The organism is Sphingomonas arenae (assembly GCF_016924655.1).
Taxonomy (GTDB): Bacteria; Pseudomonadota; Alphaproteobacteria; order Sphingomonadales; family Sphingomonadaceae; genus Sphingomicrobium; species Sphingomicrobium arenae.
Map to the genome: position 1 here is coordinate 758,476 of NZ_JAFFJU010000002.1, position 17,513 is coordinate 775,988.

21 protein-coding genes are annotated in these 17,513 nt (G+C 66.8%); 15 read left to right on the top strand and 6 right to left on the bottom strand.

Going from position 1 to position 17,513, the window contains the following annotated elements:
* The first annotated feature begins 49 nt into the window (after nt 1-49).
* The 8 genes from JT720_RS09900 to JT720_RS09935 all read left to right on the top strand — a co-directional run bounded on the left by JT720_RS09900 (nt 50) and on the right by JT720_RS09935 (nt 5,859).
* Nucleotides 50-364 (top strand): glycine zipper 2TM domain-containing protein, encoded by a 315-nt coding sequence (locus tag JT720_RS09900; RefSeq protein ID WP_205481101.1) that lies wholly within the window; start codon nt 50-52, stop codon nt 362-364.
* 172 nt (nt 365-536) lie between these two features.
* Entirely contained in the window at nt 537-1,625 is a 1,089-nt protein-coding gene (locus JT720_RS09905; protein ID WP_205481102.1) for a hypothetical protein, read from the top strand.
* Nucleotides 1,626-1,745: 120 nt separating this feature from the next.
* The gene (rplK, locus tag JT720_RS09910; RefSeq protein WP_205481103.1) at nt 1,746-2,177 is read left to right on the top strand and encodes a 50S ribosomal protein L11; all 432 of its coding nucleotides are present in this window, start codon (nt 1,746-1,748) and stop codon (nt 2,175-2,177) included.
* Between the two features lie 3 nt (nt 2,178-2,180).
* On the top strand, nt 2,181-2,876 hold the full coding sequence (gene rplA / locus JT720_RS09915; protein ID WP_205481104.1) for a 50S ribosomal protein L1: 696 nt from the start codon (nt 2,181-2,183) through the stop codon (nt 2,874-2,876).
* A 173-nt stretch (nt 2,877-3,049) separates the two neighbouring features.
* The gene (locus JT720_RS09920) at nt 3,050-3,340 is read left to right on the top strand and encodes a hypothetical protein (RefSeq protein ID WP_205481105.1); all 291 of its coding nucleotides are present in this window, start codon (nt 3,050-3,052) and stop codon (nt 3,338-3,340) included.
* 278 nt (nt 3,341-3,618) lie between these two features.
* Complete coding sequence (locus JT720_RS09925; RefSeq protein WP_205481106.1) at nt 3,619-4,020, top strand: hypothetical protein; 402 nt, start codon at nt 3,619-3,621, stop codon at nt 4,018-4,020.
* A gap of 41 nt (nt 4,021-4,061) precedes the next feature.
* On the top strand, nt 4,062-5,246 hold the full coding sequence (locus JT720_RS09930; RefSeq protein WP_205481107.1) for a BaiN/RdsA family NAD(P)/FAD-dependent oxidoreductase: 1,185 nt from the start codon (nt 4,062-4,064) through the stop codon (nt 5,244-5,246).
* Between the two features lie 103 nt (nt 5,247-5,349).
* Nucleotides 5,350-5,859, top strand: a complete 510-nt coding sequence (locus JT720_RS09935) for a hypothetical protein (protein ID WP_205481108.1) — start codon at nt 5,350-5,352, stop codon at nt 5,857-5,859.
* Between the two features lie 78 nt (nt 5,860-5,937).
* On the opposite strand, the gene JT720_RS09940 is transcribed toward JT720_RS09935, so the two are convergent.
* Nucleotides 5,938-6,123 carry a hypothetical protein gene (locus JT720_RS09940; RefSeq protein ID WP_205481109.1) on the bottom strand — a complete coding sequence of 62 codons (186 nt, stop codon included), beginning with the start codon at nt 6,121-6,123 and terminating at the stop codon, nt 5,938-5,940.
* A gap of 296 nt (nt 6,124-6,419) precedes the next feature.
* Between JT720_RS09940 and aroF the strand changes: the two genes are divergently transcribed.
* From aroF to JT720_RS09960, 4 genes are read left to right on the top strand one after another with little or no spacing between them, the layout of a single operon-like run.
* The gene (aroF, locus tag JT720_RS09945) at nt 6,420-7,433 is read left to right on the top strand and encodes a 3-deoxy-7-phosphoheptulonate synthase (RefSeq protein WP_205481110.1); all 1,014 of its coding nucleotides are present in this window, start codon (nt 6,420-6,422) and stop codon (nt 7,431-7,433) included.
* Complete coding sequence (locus JT720_RS09950; protein ID WP_205481111.1) at nt 7,433-8,926, top strand: chorismate-binding protein; 1,494 nt, start codon at nt 7,433-7,435, stop codon at nt 8,924-8,926. The genes aroF and JT720_RS09950 overlap by 1 nt, the downstream gene beginning before the upstream one ends.
* Entirely contained in the window at nt 8,923-9,489 is a 567-nt protein-coding gene (locus JT720_RS09955) for an anthranilate synthase component II (protein WP_205481112.1), read from the top strand. The genes JT720_RS09950 and JT720_RS09955 overlap by 4 nt, the downstream gene beginning before the upstream one ends.
* Nucleotides 9,490-9,529: 40 nt before the next feature.
* Nucleotides 9,530-10,090, top strand: a complete 561-nt coding sequence (locus JT720_RS09960) for a hypothetical protein (RefSeq protein WP_205481113.1) — start codon at nt 9,530-9,532, stop codon at nt 10,088-10,090.
* Here the strand turns inward: JT720_RS09960 and rplQ are convergent.
* A complete protein-coding gene (rplQ, locus tag JT720_RS09965; RefSeq protein ID WP_205481114.1) occupies nt 10,087-10,506 on the bottom strand; it encodes a 50S ribosomal protein L17 in 420 nt (139 codons plus the stop codon). The genes JT720_RS09960 and rplQ overlap by 4 nt on opposite strands.
* A gap of 197 nt (nt 10,507-10,703) precedes the next feature.
* On the opposite strand from rplQ, the gene JT720_RS09970 reads away from it, so the two are divergent.
* Nucleotides 10,704-11,834: a glycoside hydrolase family 1 protein gene (locus JT720_RS09970; protein ID WP_205481115.1), complete on the top strand. Its 1,131-nt coding sequence runs from the start codon at nt 10,704-10,706 to the stop codon at nt 11,832-11,834.
* 3 nt (nt 11,835-11,837) lie between these two features.
* Here JT720_RS09970 and JT720_RS09975 read toward each other — a convergent pair whose 3' ends face one another.
* From JT720_RS09975 to JT720_RS09990, 4 genes are all read right to left on the bottom strand, one after another.
* Nucleotides 11,838-12,419: a L,D-transpeptidase family protein gene (locus JT720_RS09975; RefSeq protein WP_205481116.1), complete on the bottom strand. Its 582-nt coding sequence runs from the start codon at nt 12,417-12,419 to the stop codon at nt 11,838-11,840.
* Nucleotides 12,420-12,492: 73 nt separating this feature from the next.
* On the bottom strand, nt 12,493-14,064 hold the full coding sequence (guaA, locus tag JT720_RS09980) for a glutamine-hydrolyzing GMP synthase (RefSeq protein WP_205481117.1): 1,572 nt from the start codon (nt 14,062-14,064) through the stop codon (nt 12,493-12,495).
* A 75-nt stretch (nt 14,065-14,139) separates the two neighbouring features.
* Nucleotides 14,140-14,721: a hypothetical protein gene (locus tag JT720_RS09985; protein ID WP_205481118.1), complete on the bottom strand. Its 582-nt coding sequence runs from the start codon at nt 14,719-14,721 to the stop codon at nt 14,140-14,142.
* Nucleotides 14,722-15,028: 307 nt separating this feature from the next.
* Nucleotides 15,029-15,256, bottom strand: a complete 228-nt coding sequence (locus tag JT720_RS09990; RefSeq protein WP_205481119.1) for a hypothetical protein — start codon at nt 15,254-15,256, stop codon at nt 15,029-15,031.
* Between the two features lie 292 nt (nt 15,257-15,548).
* Here JT720_RS09990 and JT720_RS09995 point away from each other — a divergent pair, with 292 nt between their 5' ends.
* A complete protein-coding gene (locus JT720_RS09995) occupies nt 15,549-16,097 on the top strand; it encodes an Lrp/AsnC family transcriptional regulator (protein WP_237219811.1) in 549 nt (182 codons plus the stop codon).
* Nucleotides 16,098-16,150: 53 nt separating this feature from the next.
* The gene (locus tag JT720_RS10000; protein ID WP_205481120.1) at nt 16,151-17,509 is read left to right on the top strand and encodes an acyl-CoA thioester hydrolase/BAAT C-terminal domain-containing protein; all 1,359 of its coding nucleotides are present in this window, start codon (nt 16,151-16,153) and stop codon (nt 17,507-17,509) included.
* Nucleotides 17,510-17,513: the final 4 nt, after the last annotated feature.

Below are 17,513 nucleotides of genomic sequence, written 5' to 3' on the forward strand. Positions count from 1 at the left end.
TTTGCCCCGCCACAAGGCCGATCAACCCGCGAGTAACAGGAGAAGAACAATGCGGAAGATGATGCTGGCGCTGGCCGCCACCTCCATGACCGTCCCGGCGGCAACCATCGCGTTCCCGCAGACGGCCGAGGCCCACCAGGCGCGCTACTACAGCGGCAAGACGTGGCGCGACAACCGCGGCCGCCTGCGCTGCAAGCGTCCGAATGGCACCACCGGCCTGATCGTCGGCGCGGCCGGCGGTGCGCTGGTCGGCCGGGCGATCGACACCCGCGGTGAGCGTGCCACCGGCACGATCCTCGGCGCGGCCGCCGGCGCCCTGCTCGGCCGCCACGTCGACCGCAACCGCCGAGTCCGCTGCCGCTAACGTCATGAGCCTCCCCTGCCTTTGCAGGGGAGGGGAACCACCCGCTAGGGTGGTGGAGGGGCCGCCGGCCGAGAGGCCGGCGGTTTCCTTTTGCTCTCGCCCGCCGCTGCGTCACTGTATTGACATGGCAACACACTAGGCATAGCATCCCTCCAACAGGGAGGAATGTGCCATGTACAGCCAGAACGACCTAGACGAGGCGGTCGCCGCGGGTGCGATCAGCGCCGATGCCGCCGCCGCGCTCCGCGCTCATGTCGACCGTCTCCGGACCAGTCCCGCGATCGATGAAGAACAGTTCCGGCTGATCACCGGCTTCAACGACATCTTCGTCTCCATTGCCGCCGCCATCCTGCTGTTCGCCGTCGGCTTCATCGGCCAGCAGATCGGTCCGCAGATCGAGCCGGGCGGCCCCTCGCCTACCATCGGCCTGTTCATCGCCGTGACCGCCTGGGGCCTTTCCGAATTCTTCACCCGCAAGCGCCGCATGGCGTTGCCCTCGATCCTGCTCCTGCTCGCGTTCGCGGGCGGAGTGCTCGCGGCGGTCGGCTTCACCCTCGCGCTGTTCATCAATCCGGAGTCCTTCTCCGACCAGCAAGAAGTCGTCGTCGCCGGGTTGATGGGGGCCACCGCCGCGGCGGTCACCGCCGTTGCGACCTGGTTCCACTGGAGGCGCTTCCGCGTTCCGATCACCGTCGCTGCCGGCACTGCCGCGGCTGTCGGGATCTGCGCGGGCATCCTGCTGGCGGTGATCGGCGACCGGCCGAACACCGAACAGATCATGCTCGGCTTCCTGCTCCTGCTTGGCGTGGGCGTGTTCCTGTTCGCCATGCGGTGGGACGCCTCCGATCCCAAGCGCATCACCCGCCGCTCGGATGTCGCCTTCTGGCTCCACCTGCTTGCCGCGCCGATGATCGTGCATCCGGTCTTCACCCTGCTCGGCCTCAACGACGGCCAGGCCACCGTCGGCGAAGCAGTGGTCGTGCTGCTGCTCTACGTCGCGCTGGCGATCACCGCCCTCGCCATCGACCGGCGCGCGCTGCTGGTCTCCGCGCTGGCCTACGTGCTCTTCGCGCTCAACCGCCTGTTCGAGCAGGTCGGCGCAGTGGAGCTCAACGTAGCCCTGACCGCACTGGTGATCGGCTCGGCGCTGCTGCTGCTCTCCGCCTTCTGGCACCAGGCGCGCGCGGCGATCGTCACTCGGCTTCCCGCCGCGCTGCAAGGCCGGCTGCCGCACCTCACCGGTCAGTTCGCGACCGCGTAAATCCTTGCAAGGCGGCGCCTCTTCGGGTAGGGGCGCCGCCTTCCGACACATCGTTGGAAATGCCTGCGGGAGGCTGCCGCGCGTAGCCGTTCGTACCGCTCAACTTGAAACGAGAGTGACATGGCCAAGAAGATTACAGGCTATATCAAGCTGCAGGTGCCGGCCGGCGCCGCCAATCCATCTCCGCCGATCGGCCCAGCCCTGGGTCAGCGCGGCGTCAACATCATGGAATTCTGCAAGGCGTTCAACGCGTCCACGCAGGACATGGAAAAGGGCATGCCAATCCCGACGGTGATCACCGTTTATGCGGATCGCTCCTTCTCCTTTGCCACCAAGACCCCGCCCGCCAGCTTTCTGATCAAGAAGGCCGCCGGCCTCAAGTCCGGTTCCAAGGAGCCGGGCAAGGTCAGCGCCGGCACCATTAAGCGTTCGCAGCTCTCGGAGATTGCGGAAGCGAAGATGAAGGACCTCAATGCCAACGACATTGAGGCCGCAACGAAGATCATCGAGGGCTCGGCGCGCGCCATGGGCCTCCAGGTTGTGGAGGGCTAAGCAATGGCCAAGCTGACCAAGAAGCAGAAGGCCCAGGCGGGCCAGGTCGACCGTGAGAAGCTCTACGGCGTCGATGAGGCGATCAGCCTCGTGAAGAGCCTCGCCTCCTCCAAGTTCGACGAGACCCTCGAGGTCGCGCTGAACCTGGGCGTTGATCCGCGTCACGCCGACCAGATGGTCCGCGGCGTCGTCAACCTGCCCAAGGGCACCGGCAAGACTGTTCGCGTCGCCGTGTTCGCCAAGGGCGCGAAGGCCGAGGAAGCCACCGCGGCCGGCGCAGACGTCGTTGGCGCCGAGGACCTGATGGAGACCATCCAGGGCGGCCAGATCGACTTCGACCGCGTCATCGCCACCCCCGACATGATGGGCGTGGTCGGCCGTCTCGGTAAGGTGCTGGGTCCCAAGGGCCTGATGCCGAACCCGAAGCTCGGCACGGTCACCATGGACGTGACCAAGGCCGTCACTGACGCCAAGGCCGGCCAGATCGAGTTCCGCGTCGAGAAGGCGGGAATCATCCACGCCGGCATCGGCAAGCTCTCGTTCGACGCCGCCGACCTCCGCGCCAACTACGATGCGTTCGTCGACGCGATCGTCAAGGCGAAGCCGGCCGGTGCCAAGGGCAAGTATCTCAAGAAGGCGGCCATCAGCTCGACCATGGGTCCGGGCGTGAAGGTCGCCGTCGAGGAAGGCGCGGCTTAACAACACCCCTCTCCCGCTCGCGGGAGAGGGAGGGGCCCGCCGCGCAGCGGTGGGAGGGTGAGGGGCCGGGGCAGCAATGCTCCGGCCCTTTTTCGTTGCGCGTATCGGACGTCCGCTTTCGACCCATTGCGGACGTTTGCGGATCTGACACGATAGGCGACAGGGAGCACCTGATGCACTTGTTCTCAGACCTTCGATTATTTGAAAAGCCTCCGAAGAAAGCTGGTTTCGCTAGTTTGCGGTGGATAGCGTGGCGCTTTCTCATGTATGGCGCCGCGTTCCTTGCATTTACCGCAGTATTCGCCGCCATTCACTATGTGGGAGGAGAGCCGATCTACTACAAAAATGAGGACCGCTATCTCACTTCAGCGGAGGCAAAGGACGGGTTCCTGATGTTCTTCTCCGCCGGTGGCTTATTCTTCATCCTTGGTCTTGCGGGCGTGCGGTTCATACCTAGACCGTAGCTGCGCAAACGTCGCCTCCCAACCACGTCCGCTTTCCACCCGTAGCGGACGTTCACTCAACCCTTGAACAATAGGAATTCGCCTGCTTCGCTTAAGGAGGCGGCGCTGCCGTTCGGCTCATTCTCATCGCGACCCTCCTCTTGCCGCGAGCGAGCAGTCGAACTGGTGACCGAGCCACTGCAGCCGCGCCGAACAGCGCCACGACCGTGAACATTGTGAACATTCGATCCCGGTGCCTTTGCCCGTCCCGCGCGTTTGGTGCGTGAAGGAGAGCGAACATGCAGCAGAACGATGGCACCCAGGGCGGCGGGCTTGGCGAGAAGCAACTCGCCGCTGCGAACGCCGAGAACGAAGACGCCTTCGCCGGCTCGGCCGACCCGTCCGGCGGTGAGCTCGACGACGTCGAGTTCAGCAACGAACATCCGCTGAGCAGCCCTGGCGAGCTCGCCGGCACCGCCGACCAGGCGATCGCCCGCGAGATCGCGGCCCTTGGCCCCGCCGACGGCAGCCTCGCCGATGCTGCCGGAACGCAGGGCGGCGCGAGCACGGATACTATCGGTGACGCGATCGGGGCGGCCGCCGGCATGGACGTCGGCTCGGGCACGCCGGGCGACACCAGCGAGCTGCGCAGCGACAACATGAACGCTCAGCGCAACACGCTCCCGGTCGACGGGCAATAGCCAGCACTGGCGGGGCGGCGCCGTTGCGCTAAGGCAGCGCGATGCCGCCCCGCCTCGAGACCTACGACGCCATCATCCTCGGCGCAGGCGGCGCCGGACTCATGTGCGCGGGCGTTGCGGGGCAACTCGGCAAGCGCGTGCTGCTGCTCGACCATGCCGATGCGCCCGGCAAGAAGATCCTCATCTCCGGCGGCGGCCGCTGCAACTTCACCAACATCCATGCCGCGCCCGACCGCTACTGGTCGGCCAACCCGCACTTCGCGGTCTCGGCGCTGGCCCGCTACACCGCCCGCGACTTCCTCGACCTGGTCGAAAGCCACCGCATCGCGTGGCACGAGAAGACGCTTGGCCAGCTCTTCTGCGACGGCTCTGCCCGGCAGATCGTCGACCTGCTGCTCGCCGAATGCGCCAAGGGGGACGTCACCCTCCGTCTCTCTTCACCCTTCCGCGACATCGACCATGCCGACGGCCGGTTTCGCATCACCGCTGGCGACACGCTAGGCGAAGCGCCCGCCCTCGTTATCGCCACGGGTGGCCCGTCCATCCCCAAGCTCGGCGCGACCGGCTTCGCCTACGACCTCGCCCGCCGCTTCGGCCTCAGGGTAGTGGAGCCCCGACCCGCCCTCGTTCCCCTGACCCTCGGCGGGGAAGAGGCCCTGTTCCGCACGCTCTCTGGTGTCGCCGCCCCCGTCGAGGCACGCTGCGGCCCCGCCACCTTCCGGGAAGCCGCGCTCTTCACCCATCGCGGCCTGTCCGGTCCCGCCATTCTCCAGGTCAGCAGCGCCTGGCGCCACGGCCAGCCGGTCGCCATCGACTTTCTGCCGGACGAGCCTGCCGGCTGGCTGGCCGCGGCCAAGCGTGAGCGCCCCCGCGCCCAGTTCGCGACCCAGCTCAACACCCGCCTGCCCGCTCGCCTCGCCGAGGCACTCACCGAACGCCTCGCCCTCACCGGCGAGCTCGGCAACCTCCCTGACCGCAAGCTGGCTGAAGCCGAGGAGCGCCTACGCGACTGGCGCTTCCACCCCAATGGGACGGAGGGCTTCACCAAGGCCGAGGTCACCCTTGGAGGCATCTCGACGGACGCGCTCTCCTCCCGCACCATGGAAGCGCGCAAGGTCCCTGGCCTCTACGCCATCGGCGAGGCGGTGGACGTCACCGGGTGGCTCGGCGGCTACAATTTCCAGTGGGCCTGGGCCAGCGGCTGGGCAGCCGCGCAGGCGCTCTGATTCCAAGGTCCGTTCGTCGCTACACGCCGGAAACAGGGGCGGTTCATGGGCGTTACCTCTCCAACGGCCACCCCCTCATGGCCGTCATCAGGAGGAGTGTACAATGGACCAGGGCCAAAGCAGCCAGGCAACCGGCACGCGCGACGAAACCTACGACATCATCGCCGTCGTCTATCACGCGCTCCAAGGCGCTGAAAATTGCCAGACCTACATGCAGGACGCCTCGAGCCGCCAGGAGCTGCGCCAGTTCTTCGAGCGCGCCTGTGACATGCAGCGTCAGCTCGCCGACGAGGGCAAGCGCCTGCTGCATGATCAGCTGATGCAGGGCGGAAGCTCCGGCGGCGGAAGTGCGTTCAGCCAGTTCGGATCGGGCGGCAGCGCCGGGATGGGCAGCAGCCAGGGCATGAGCAGCGGCGGCGACCAGTTCGGCTCCAGCGGCGGCAGCATGGGCGGCTCGCAGGACATGAGCAGCCAGGGCATGGGCAGCACCGCCGGTCTCGGCCGCGACGTGGGCAACGACCCGCAGTCGGAGCAGTTCGGCCAGAGCCCGTCAGGGCAGGGCCAGCGCCACACGGAGATGAACACCGGCGGCGGCGGAACCTCGAGCTTCTGACGTCGGAATCGACCTCCCCCGCGCGGCGGGGAGGCCAGCCTTACAGGGAAGAGCGTCGGGCGACCGGCGCTCTTTCTTTCAGTGCCGGGACTGGCTTTCTCGCGCGGCTTCCTGCTCTGCTTCGACCGCCTTCTGGTGGCTTTCGATCGCCGTGTCGATCAGCATGGCGAGCGAGCGGGTCTGCCGGGTCTTCATCGCCAGTTCGATGCTGTCGCGCTCATGTGTGCGAAAACGCCGCGCGCGATATTGAGGACTGAGTTCCATGGCCCGGTCAACGCCCGTGCGGCCCACCCGTTTCCGCGAAATCGATGTTTCATCAACCCCAAGCGCTTGACCTGCCGCAGATTCTTTCGCTTAGTGGAGCCGTGACGCAGACCGCACTCACCTCCGCCGCATGCGCGACCCCGATCGCAGCCGTGGCCGTGCGCTGGTGGCGTTGGCAGCCCGAGCCCTTCGGCGTGCCTGCCTAGACTCGCGTCTTTCGACCCGTGTTTCAGCCAAGCCCGCCGGTTCCGGTGGGCTTTTTTCTTGCCCTCTCCTTTCACGAAAGCAGCCGTCCGATGATCATCGTTCTCAGTCCCAACGCCCCCGCGGACAGTGCCGAGCGCCTGCTTGGCCGAATCAAGGACGCCGGCCTGCAACCCTTGCACATGCCTGGGACGGAGCGTGTTGTCCTCGGCGCGCTCGGTGACGAGCGGATCCTGGCCGAACTCGCGCTCGACAGCGACCCGGACGTGGAGTCCGTCAAGCCGATCCTCGCTCCCTACAAGCTCGTCAGCCGGGAGCTTCATCCCCACGATACGGTGGTGGACGTCGGCGGTGTGCCCGTAGGCGGCTCGGCTCTGGCCGTTATCGCCGGCCCGTGCGCCGTGGAGACGCAGGACCAGCTCTTCGCCAGCGCCAAGGCGGCACAAGATTCCGGCGCCACCATCCTGCGTGCGGGCGCGTACAAGCCGCGCACCAGCCCCTACGGCTTCTCCGGGCACGGTCCCGCTGGCCTCACGATCCTTCGCGAAGTTGCCGACGACCTCGGCATGCCAGTGGTGACGGAAGTGATGGACACGGCCGACATCGATGCCGTCGCGGACCACGCCGATGCGCTCCAGATCGGCGCCCGCAACATGCAGAATTTCGCCCTGCTCCGCGCGGTAGGCGCTGCGGGCCGCCCCGTCCTGCTGAAGCGCGGTCCGGCCGCGAAGATCGAGGAATGGCTGCTCGCCGCCGAATATCTCATGGCCGCCGGTAACGATCAGGTCATCCTCTGCGAACGCGGCATCCGCACCTTCGAGACTGCGACCCGCAACACGCTCGACCTCAATGCCGTGCCCTATGTGAAGAGCAAGACCCACCTGCCCATCGTCGTCGACCCGTCCCATGGCACCGGCATCCGCGACCTGGTCCCGCCGATGGCGCTGGCGGGCGTCGCGTGCGGCGCGGATGGCCTGATGGTCGAGGTTCACTGCAATCCGCCCAAGGCGCTCTCGGACGGCGCCCAGTCGCTCTTCCCCGCCCAGTTCGCCGAGCTGATGCGCACCCTGAGACCGGTGGCCGCGGCGGTCGGCCGGACGCTCTGATGCCACTCGCCACCGCCACCCGGCCGGCCGAGGCCCGCGTGCTCCAGCGGCGCCTCGGTGCGCCGATTGATCCGCTCGCGCTCTATGCCGCCCTTTCCGACCATGGGCGGCGAGCAGACACGGCGTTGTTCGAAGGCAGCGATGGCCTCACCCTGCTAATGGCTCGCGCGGCCGTGCGGGCGGAATGCCGGGGCGGCACGATCGAGTACACTGCACTGACGGCTAATGGCCACGCCCTGCTGGCAGCGCTGGGTGGGGGCGAGCGGCTGCAACTCCAGTTCGACCCGCCCGGCACGCTGGACGCCGAAGAGCGACTGCTCGCCCCGGCTCCGCTCCATGCCGTCCGCTCACTGCTTCAGGCGGCGCTTCCACCTGCAGCCGACCCATTCGGCGTCCTCGCGCTCGGCGTCATCGGCTTCGACCACGCGGGCTTCGGCGAGGACATGCCGCCGCAGCAGCCGAACGCCGCCGGCTTCCCCGACTATCTGTTCTGGATCCCGGACGAACTCGTGCTGTTCCAGCCCGGTGCCGCGCCCCGCCTGATCTGCACCGCGTTTGGCGGAGAGGAGCGGCACTACCATGACGCCGCCGGCCGACTGGACCGCCTGCTGACGGCTTCGGCGGACGTGAAGCCGCTTGCGCCACCGTCGCCGCCCGGCCCAGCTCCCGTCATCTCGACCGATCTCGATGATCCGGCCTATCGCGCCGTTGTTGAGCGTTGTCAGCAGGCGATCGCCGCCGGCGAAGTCTACCAGATCGTGCCCAGCCGCACCTTCTCCGCGCCCTGCCCGGACCCGCTCGCCGCCTACCAGCGTCTCCGCATGGTCGAGACGAACGGCTACCGCTTCTTCGTCGCCGCGCCGGAGACGACCCTGCTCGGTGCCAGTCCCGAGACCTCCGTCCGCCTGTTCCGCGAAGAGGGCGCGCTCACCGTCGAGGTCAAGCCGATCGCCGGCACTCGCCCGCGCGGCGCAACACCGGACGAAGACGACCGGCTGGAGGCCGAGATGCGCCTCGATGCCAAGGAACTGGCCGAACACATGATGCTGGTGGATCTCGCCCGCAACGACGTCGCGCGGATCAGCCTACCGGGCACCCGGCGAGTGTCCCGGCTCCTCACCGTCGAGCGCTACGCCCGCGTGATGCATCTGGTCTCTTCGGTGACCGGTCGGCTCGCCATCGGGTTCGACGCCTTCGACGCGCTGGCGGCCTGCCTTAATGTCGGCACGCTGACCGGCGCTCCCAAGGTCCGCGCCATGCAGCTGCTGCGTGAACTCGAGGCCACGGGCCGTGGCCCTTATGGCGGAGCGATCGGCTGGGTGAACGGCGCGGGCCTGATGGACACGGCCGTTGTGATCCGGTCCGCGCTGGTCCACGAGGGGATTGCGACCGTCCGTGCGGGAGCGGGCGTGGTTCAGGACAGCCTGCCCCAGGCGGAAGCCGACGAAACCCGCCGCAAGGCCAGTGCCCTCCTGGGAGTCCTGACCCAATGAACCGACCCGTCCTGCTGATCGACAATCTCGACAGCTTCACCTTCAACCTGGTCGAGAGCCTCAAGCGGCTCGGTCATCCCACCCGCGTCGTCCGCAACCGGATCGGCGCGGGCGAGGCGCTTGCGCAGGCCGAGTCCAACGACGCCGCGATTCTCCTCTCGCCTGGCCCTGGCGGCCCGGAGGAAGCGGGCTGCTGCCTGGAGCTTATCGCTCGCGCCAAGGGTCGTGTCCCGGTGATCGGTATCTGCCTTGGCCACCAGGCGATCGTGAAGGAAGCCGGCGGCAAGGTCAGCCGTGCCGACGAGCCGGTGCACGGCAAGACCACCGTCCTGCGCCACGACGGTCATGGACCCTTCGTGGGACTGCCGAACCCCATCGCAGTCGGTCGCTATCACAGCCTCGCCACCCGCGACCTGCCCGATCGCTTCACGGTCCATGCGCGCGTCGGCGACATGGTCATGGCCTTCAGCGATCCGGTCGCCCGGCAGGCTGGGCTCCAGTTCCATCCGGAGTCCATTTTGACGACGCACGGCGACGCCATGCTCTGCAACCTGCTGAACTGAGCCGGTTGCGAGCGTCCTTCGCCTCGGCCAAGCGATTCACATGACTACCGCGGAAACTCTGTTCGGCTGCGGTTACGGCGCCGCCGCCCTGCTGGCGCTTGCGGCTGCCCGGCGCCGCCGCTCGGACGGCTCACGGGAGGCCTGGGCGTGGCTGCTAGTCGCGCTTGCGCTCGCGACCTTTGCGCTCCTGCGCTTCACCGCCATTCACGAGGACGCCGTCGCCGCTATCCGCGCGGTCGCCCGGCAGGACGGCTGGTACGAGCAGCGCAAGCTGCTCCAAGGGGCGCTGCTCGAATTTCTGGTGATCGCGGCCGGCGTGGTGATCGTCCTGTTCGCGCTCGGCGTCCACTTCCTGCGCCCGGCTATCCTGACGGCGAGCACCGGCGTCGCGCTGCTGGCGATGCTCTCGCTGGCGCGGGCCATGTCGTTCCACCGCCTGGACTACGTCCTTCAGCGACAGATCGGCCCGCTCAACCTCGCGCAATATGAAGAGCTGGTGCTTCTGCTCTTCACCGGCGGCGCCGCCCTGTTTGCCGCCACGAAAAAGGGCGCGGCCGATGACGACCGCGCCCCTGAAATCTCGCAAGCCGAAGAGGCTTAGGCCGCCTCCAGCTCCTCGTCGCTCAGCACCGGACCCGAGTCCTGGCCCTTGGCGCTGACGTCGCGGTCGACGAACTCGATGATCGCCATCGGCGCGGCGTCCGACTGGCGAATGCCGGCCTTGACCACGCGGGTGTAGCCGCCGTTGCGCTCCGCGTAGCGCGGGCCGATCACGTCGAACAGCTTCACCAGCTGCGCGTCGTCGAGCAGGCGGGCATGGGCCAAGCGGCGATTCGACAGGCCTCCCTTCTTGGCCAGCGTCACCAGCTTCTCGGTATAGGGCCGAAGCTCCTTCGCCTTGGCGAGGGTCGTGGTGATCTGCTCATGCTTGATGAGGGCGGCAGCCATGTTGCGGAACAGGGCCGCACGGTGGCTGGAGGTACGCTGCAGCTTACGGCCGCCGACGCGATGGCGCATGTCTTCTTCTCCGTTCGTCAGGGCCCCGTATGAGGTAAGCCCAGCCAGGCGGTGGTTCGGGGCACCGCCATTACCCCTAAGCACAACGGCGAGCCCCCGGCCGGCCGCACACGAGCGCCCCTCAACCCGAAAGCCACACCCGAGTCAAGAGGAAGCGAACCACTGCAACCACTTGCGCCGGCAGCCATTGAGCCGCGATGGCCTTTCGCAGCATCTTTCTCGCCGGCTTCGAATGCTCCTCCCATCGCCGGGCCGACGGGCGCAGGCTCGACCTCATCCGCGCGACCGGGCACGAGCAGCAGGCCTTGAGCGACTATCATGCCTGCAGCGCACTCGGCATCCGCACCGCCCGCGATGGCCTCCGCTGGCACCGCATCGGCGCCGACCCGGTCCGCTACGACTGGTCCAGCTGGCACCCCATGCTGGAGGCGGCGGAGGAGGCGGGCATGGAGGTCATCTGGGACCTTCTTCACTACGGCGTGCCGGACTGGCTTCCGCTCGACAGCCCCGACCTCCCCGCCCGCTTTGCCGACTTTGCCGCCGCCGCCGTCCGCCTCCACCGCCACGTCACCGGCCGTCCGGCGTTCGTCTGCCCGATCAACGAAATCTCCTTCTTCACCTACGCCGTCCGCAAGGGAATCTTCCCCGGCGTCCCCGGAGCGCGTCCCGGCGAGTTCAAGCGTCACCTCGTGCGCGCCGCGCTCGCCTCCGTCGAAGCCATGAGGGCCGAGGACCCCGCCACGCGCTTCACCTGGGCCGAGCCGCTGATCCACGTCCTTCCCGCCAGCGGAGAACCCGAGGACCTGGAGCGCGCGCGCATCCACCGCCTCGGCCAATACGAAGCGATGGACCTGCTCCTCGGCCTCGCCGAACCGGAACTCGGCGGCGGGCCCCGTGCCGCTGACGTGATCGGCCTCAACTTCTACCCGGATAACCAGTGGGTGAAGGACGGCTCCACCGTCCCGCTCGGCCACCATGACTATCGGCCGCTCGCCGACATGCTGGAGGAGACCTGGCGGCGCTTCGGCAAGCCGATCTTCCTGTCGGAGACCGGCTGCGAGGGCAGCGCCCGACCCGCCTGGCTGTCCTACGTCTGCGGGGAAGTCCGCGAGGCGATGCGCCGCGGCGTGCCCGTTCAGGGCATCTGCATCTACCCGGTGACCGCCTTCCCCGGCTGGGACGACGAGCGCCACGCGGAGGTCGGCCTGTTCTCCATGCCGCACAGCGACGGCCACCGTCGGGTCTACGAGCCACTCGCCACGGAACTCGCCCGCCAGCAGCGCCTGTTCGAAGAGGAGTTCGGCCGCCTTCGCGAAGCCGCCGAATGAGCCTCAGCCCTCGATGATGACCTCGGTCCCGAGTTTGGTCAGACCGTAGAGCTTCTTGGCGAACTCCACCGGCAGCCGAACGCAGCCGTGGCTCGCCGGATAGCCGGGCAGAGCCCCGCCGTGAAAGGCGATGCCCTTCTCGTCATACATCTGCATGTATGGCATGGGCGCGTTGTCGTACTTGCGGGAAAAGCCCTTCACCTGCTTGCGAAAGACTTTCCAGTATCCGAGCGGCGTTTCGCGCCCCTTCTTCCCGCTGGAGATGGTGGAGACCCCCACCAACTGGTCGCCGCGATAGACATAGAACAGCTGCTGGAAGAGGTCGATCACCACCTTCGGCTCGCCCTCGGGGATCACTGCTGCCCAGCGATACTGGCCCGGCTTCAGCGCCAGCGGCCCGAACAGCGCGACCGCCTGGCCGTGCGCCTTCGGCGCGTGGCCATGGGTCCACTTGTAAGGCAGCTGCGCGGGCGCAGGCCTGGGCGCCACCGGAGCCGCAACCTTCTGCGGCGCCGTCGCGCAGCCCGCCAGCAGCGCGGCACCTGCAGCGGAGAGCGTGAAAGCCTTGATCCTTTTGATCGTCATAGCGCACGTTCACAGCGGAAGGACGTCTTGACGTCAATCCACCGGTAAACCGCGGATTACCGGTTAACTGCCGTCATTCCCACTCGATCGTGCCCGGCGGCTTGCTCGTGTAATCGTAGACGACCCGGTTGATGCCCTGCACTTCGTTGACGATGCGCGTGGCGACGCGGCTGAGGAACTCGGCGGAGAAGGGATAGACGTCCGCCGTCATTCCATCGACGCTGGTCACCGCGCGAAGCCCGCAGACGCTGTCATAGGTCCGGGCGTCGCCCATCACCCCGACCGTGCGCACCGGCAGCAGGACCGCAAACGCCTGCCAGATCGCGTCATACAGCCCGGCGTTGCGGATTTCTTCGAGGTAGATCGCATCCGCCTTGCGCAGGATGTCGCAGCGCTCCTTGGTGACCTCGCCCGGGATGCGGATGGCGAGGCCGGGCCCCGGGAAGGGATGCCGCTTCACGAACGCATCCGGCAGCCCCAGCTCGCGGCCGAGTTCGCGCACCTCGTCCTTGAACAGTTCGCGCAAGGGCTCGACCAGCTTCATGTTCATGCGCTCAGGGAGCCCACCGACATTGTGGTGGCTCTTGATCGTCACCGACGGTCCGCCGGTGAAGCTGACGCTCTCGATCACGTCTGGGTAGAGCGTGCCCTGCGCCAGGAAGTCCGCACCGCCGACCTTCTTCGCCTCGGCCTCGAAGACGTTGATGAACTCGGCGCCGATGAATTTGCGCTTCTTCTCGGGGTCGGTGACCCCCTCCAGCCCGCCGAGGAAGTCGGCGCTCGCATCCACGTGCACTAGCGGAATGTTGTAGCTGTTCCGGAACAGGCTGACGACCTGCTCCGCCTCACCCGCGCGCATCAGGCCGTGGTCGACGAACACGCAGGTCAGCTGGTCGCCGATCGCCTCATGGATCAGCACCGCCGCCACCGCGCTGTCCACACCCCCGGACAGGCCGCAGATCACGCGGCCGCCACCCACCTGCTGGCGGATCTCCGCGATCTTGGCGTCGCGGAACGCTTCCATGCTCCACGTGCCCTCGCACCCGCAGATGTGCCGGGCGAAGTTGGCGAGCAGCTTGCCGCCGTCGGGCGTGTGCACCACCTCCGGGTGGAACATCAGGCTGTAGCGTCTGGCTGCCTCGTTGGTCGCGATGGCATAGGGTGCCCCCTCCGACCGGGCGACGATCTCGAACCCCGGCGCCAGGCTCTCGACCCGGTCGCCGTGGCTCATCCATACCTGGTGTGTCTCGCCGACCTGCCACAGCCCGTCGAACAGCGCCGAATGGGCGACCACCTCTACGAATGCCCGCCCGAACTCCTTCTGGTCCGAGGTCACCACCTTGCCGCCAAGCTGCTGGTGGAGCGTCTGCTGCCCGTAGCAGATACCAAGCAGCGGCAACCCGCTGTCGAACAGCACTTGCGGCGCACGGGGTGAGTCCTCCCACGTCACCGATGACGGACCGCCCGAGAAGATGATGCCCTTGGGCGCGAGGCGGTGAAACGCCTCCTCAGCGGTCGTGAACGGCGCAATCTCGCAATAAACGCCCGCCTCGCGCACTCGCCTGGCGATCAACTGGGTCACCTGGCTTCCGAAATCGACGATGAGGATGGTGTCGCCAAAAGTCTCTGACGTCTGGACGGTCACGTCGGGGCTCCGCGCAAAAAGAAAGTGCGCGAGCCACTAGGGCCCGCGCACTTCCCTGTCCACTTGGGGTTGGGCTCAGTAGCCGTAGCGCCCCGCGTAGCGATTGCGGTTCAGGTCGAGGTCGCTGATCCGGCCGCGGCTGTCGATCGTGCACTCGAAGCGATACTCCGGTGCCGCATTGTAGCCGTAGCCACCGCCGTAAGGTGCCCCGTAACCACCGTTATAGCCGCCGTAGCCACCGTAGTTGCCGGCATAGCCGCCACGGCCCGCCAGACCCCAGACCTTGAACGCACCGCTGCGGCGGCGCTCCACCCGGTCGATCTGGACGACGCGGAAGCCCGCGTTGTTGTAGCCGTAGCCATAGGGGTTGCCATAACCACGATTGTACCCGTTCAGGCGGCTTTCGGTCGCGCGCGCGCACTGATCGATGGCGTAGCGCTCGTTCTGGTAACCGTAGCCATACTGGTTTCCGTAGCGGCCATAGTTCCCGTAACCGCCACGCAGGATCGAATCCAGGATCGCGCCGACGATCACGTTGCCCGAGCCATAGCCACCACCATAAGGCGGATAATATTGTGCTGCTGCCGGAGCAGAGAGACCACCGGCCGCCACAGCGACAACCGCGGCACCGGCAAAGAACTTCGAGACAGCCTTCATGGCCTTTTCTCCCATCCTGAGCGGGCCCACCCGCCGATGAAACGCCTTTTGCCGGATTATGGCTGCATCACCCCTGAATGGTCGTGACGGCTACGGTTCATCTTCCCGGCGGCTCGGGAAGGCAATTCGATGGAACCCACGTCCGCCGCGACATTTACCGTCCGTATGCCCAAGGTAACTTATTCTAAGCCCAGCGACGTCACGGCCGAGGAAGGACGCGTGCTGGTGGATGGGCCGGATTCAGTCGACGTCGCGTTGACCCCCGAAGCCGCCGAAGAGACAGGCGCCCGCCTAATCAACGGGGCGGCTAAGGCTGCGGGTCAGAACCGCGAGAAGCGGATCGATCATCGTCCGAAGTGAGACCCAAAGCGTCGTTATCCGCCCGCGCTTTAACGGTGCTGATGTTGCTCTTGACCTGATATTCATGCGCGAGCTTCAGGTGGACTTCGCGAGCGCGTGGATCGGACGCGGCGTCGGCACTGCGCATCTCCTCGTCGGCACGAGCCTTCAGGTAATCACGGTCGTCGCTGTCCATCGCCTTTCTCCGAAGGTGCAATCTAGTCGTTACGGCTAGCGATCTGCCTTGGTGCACAATGCTCGATCGCGGCATTGGCTTCAGAACTTGGCTACGGACCATGGGCCGTATCCCTGAACCTGGAGCATGGTCGGGCGCGCGGCAAAAAAAGGGCCCCGGCGAAATGATCACCGGGGCCAAGTTGGTCTTCTATCAGGGGAGTTCAAATACGCGTGACCGAATGTCCGGGATTAGAAGTTTCTTCTCTCGTCCACCCTCGCCTTGCGTCCCGTTTATCTAGTCCGCACAGGGATTGATCCGCAACACCGATGCACAAATAACATTGATCCTGCGCGCAGCTCGCGCCAGAGAGCAACATTCTTCTATTTTGGACCGGCGCCACGAAATGGATCAAACCGACCGCAGGATCCTTGCGCTGCTGCAGCAGGATGCATCACGCTCCGTCGCCGACATCGCCGCCGAGGTTGGGCTCAGTCAGACCCCGTGCTGGCGCCGCATCCAGAAGCTTCATGCCACCGGCGTGATCGACCGCACCGTCGCCATCCTCAACCCCGAAAGCATCGGCCTTGGCCTCACCGTCTTCATCGAAGTGGAGGCCGCCGACCACAGCCCGGAGTGGCTGCAGTCCTTCACCGCCAAGGTTTCCGCCATGCCCGAGGTGCTGGAGATCCACCGCATGGCCGGCGACATTGACTATCTCCTGCGCGTCGCCGTGCGCGACATGGCGCATTTCGACGATTTCTACCGCACCCTGATCGACACGGTGGCGCTCAAGAACGTGACCTCCCGTTTCGCCATGGAGCGGGTGAAGGCAACCACCGCCTACCCGCTGGAACGCTGAAGCTGGTCTTTTGCACGCGTTGAGCATCGGGGCTCGGCATCTATTCTGACACGATGTTCAGCCTTCTCCTCGCCGCCCTTTCGGTATCCGTCAGTTCGCCGCCCGGTGCGCCGCCGCTGCGAGCTCCCGAAACCTTGATCCTCGGAGACCCGACCGGGATCGAATGGAGCGGGTTGGAACCAGGCGAAACGGTCCGGCTTCATGCGCTTCGTCGCACCACCGCGACCCGCTTCGAGAACGGGCAGCGGGCGGACACGCCAGTCCTGCTTCATGCCTGGGCCGACTATCGCGTTGGCAATGACGGTCAGGTGGATCCCGATCGGAGCCCCGCCATCGATGGGACCTACAAAGGCCTCGACGCGAATGGCCTGCTTTGGTCCGGCTGGCCGGCTGGGGACAGCCGCATCGGACCAGGATCACGTGCCGACCTCCCGACGGACCTGCTGACGGACCAGCGCACCTTGCTCGTCGTCCCTGAGCGGGCCGGCCTGCTGCTCGCACCGCGCGCTATTCCGCTTAGGTCCTTCAGCGACCGGGTTCGCTTTACGGAGCTGACCGTTCACCGGGACGGGGTCAGCGGCGTCTTCGCGAGCCTCGACGGTGCCCGCGCGAAACCTGCTCTGATCCAGCTGCACGGAAGCGAGGGCGGCAGCATAACCGACGCGCGCGCACGTGCGGGGCGCCTCGCTGAACGCGGCTTCTCCGTGCTGGCGCTGAACTATGTCGCTTACGGCTGGACCGGGGGGATCGCCGGCGTGGAACCAACGCTCGCCAACGTTCCTGTCGAGACGATCGACCGCGCTCGTTCTTGGCTGGCTTCACGGCCAGAGGTGGCCAGCTCGCGCATCGGGCTCATCGGCGGATCGAAAGGCGCCGAGTTCGCACTGGTCGCAGCCACCCGCTACCCGTGGATAAAGGCTGTTGTCGGTTGTGTCCCGTCCGACGCCGTCTGGGCGGGCTATGGACGGGAGCCAAAACCGGGCGAACTGCTCTCCAGCTGGACGATCGCTGGAAAGCCTCTGCCCTTCATTCCCTACGACCGTTACGACGACGTCTTCTCGGGAAAGGCGACGGCAGCCGAGGTCCATGTCCGCTCACGGCAGAAGGCAGGAGAGGCCGCGGTGAAAGCCTCGCTCATCCCGATCGAGCGGATCACGGCGCCACTTCTTTTGCTCTCGGGCGGCAAGGACGAGGTCTGGCCGTCGGCGATAATGTCCGCCAGCATCGCGGCAGCGGCGCAACGCCGCAGGGCTCCGCGCGTGACGCACCTTTCCTGGCCCGACGCTGGACACAACATCTGCGGCACGGGCACTGCCCCGGTTCGAGAGACCGGCTCCGACGGTGCTGCCGACGCGAAAGCGAGTGGCGAGGCCTTCCGCGCGACGCTGCAGTTTCTGCGCGCCACGCTCTGAGGAC

Bases quoted from the DNA above. Each gene is read 5' to 3' on its own strand.
- JT720_RS09900 (WP_205481101.1), top strand. From the start codon at position 50: ATGCGGAAGATGATGCTGGCGCTGGCCGCCACCTCCATGACCGTCCCG.
- JT720_RS09905 (WP_205481102.1), top strand. From the start codon at position 537: ATGTACAGCCAGAACGACCTAGACGAGGCGGTCGCCGCGGGTGCGATC.
- rplK (WP_205481103.1), top strand. From the start codon at position 1,746: ATGGCCAAGAAGATTACAGGCTATATCAAGCTGCAGGTGCCGGCCGGC.
- rplA (WP_205481104.1), top strand. From the start codon at position 2,181: ATGGCCAAGCTGACCAAGAAGCAGAAGGCCCAGGCGGGCCAGGTCGAC.
- JT720_RS09920 (WP_205481105.1), top strand. From the start codon at position 3,050: ATGCACTTGTTCTCAGACCTTCGATTATTTGAAAAGCCTCCGAAGAAA.
- JT720_RS09925 (WP_205481106.1), top strand. From the start codon at position 3,619: ATGCAGCAGAACGATGGCACCCAGGGCGGCGGGCTTGGCGAGAAGCAA.
- JT720_RS09930 (WP_205481107.1), top strand. From the start codon at position 4,062: ATGCCGCCCCGCCTCGAGACCTACGACGCCATCATCCTCGGCGCAGGC.
- JT720_RS09935 (WP_205481108.1), top strand. From the start codon at position 5,350: ATGGACCAGGGCCAAAGCAGCCAGGCAACCGGCACGCGCGACGAAACC.
- JT720_RS09940 (WP_205481109.1), bottom strand. From the start codon at position 6,123: ATGGAACTCAGTCCTCAATATCGCGCGCGGCGTTTTCGCACACATGAG.
- aroF (WP_205481110.1), top strand. From the start codon at position 6,420: ATGATCATCGTTCTCAGTCCCAACGCCCCCGCGGACAGTGCCGAGCGC.
- JT720_RS09950 (WP_205481111.1), top strand. From the start codon at position 7,433: ATGCCACTCGCCACCGCCACCCGGCCGGCCGAGGCCCGCGTGCTCCAG.
- JT720_RS09955 (WP_205481112.1), top strand. From the start codon at position 8,923: ATGAACCGACCCGTCCTGCTGATCGACAATCTCGACAGCTTCACCTTC.
- JT720_RS09960 (WP_205481113.1), top strand. From the start codon at position 9,530: ATGACTACCGCGGAAACTCTGTTCGGCTGCGGTTACGGCGCCGCCGCC.
- rplQ (WP_205481114.1), bottom strand. From the start codon at position 10,506: ATGCGCCATCGCGTCGGCGGCCGTAAGCTGCAGCGTACCTCCAGCCAC.
- JT720_RS09970 (WP_205481115.1), top strand. From the start codon at position 10,704: ATGGCCTTTCGCAGCATCTTTCTCGCCGGCTTCGAATGCTCCTCCCAT.
- JT720_RS09975 (WP_205481116.1), bottom strand. From the start codon at position 12,419: ATGACGATCAAAAGGATCAAGGCTTTCACGCTCTCCGCTGCAGGTGCC.
- JT720_RS09985 (WP_205481118.1), bottom strand. From the start codon at position 14,721: ATGAAGGCTGTCTCGAAGTTCTTTGCCGGTGCCGCGGTTGTCGCTGTG.
- JT720_RS09990 (WP_205481119.1), bottom strand. From the start codon at position 15,256: ATGGACAGCGACGACCGTGATTACCTGAAGGCTCGTGCCGACGAGGAG.
- JT720_RS10000 (WP_205481120.1), top strand. From the start codon at position 16,151: ATGTTCAGCCTTCTCCTCGCCGCCCTTTCGGTATCCGTCAGTTCGCCG.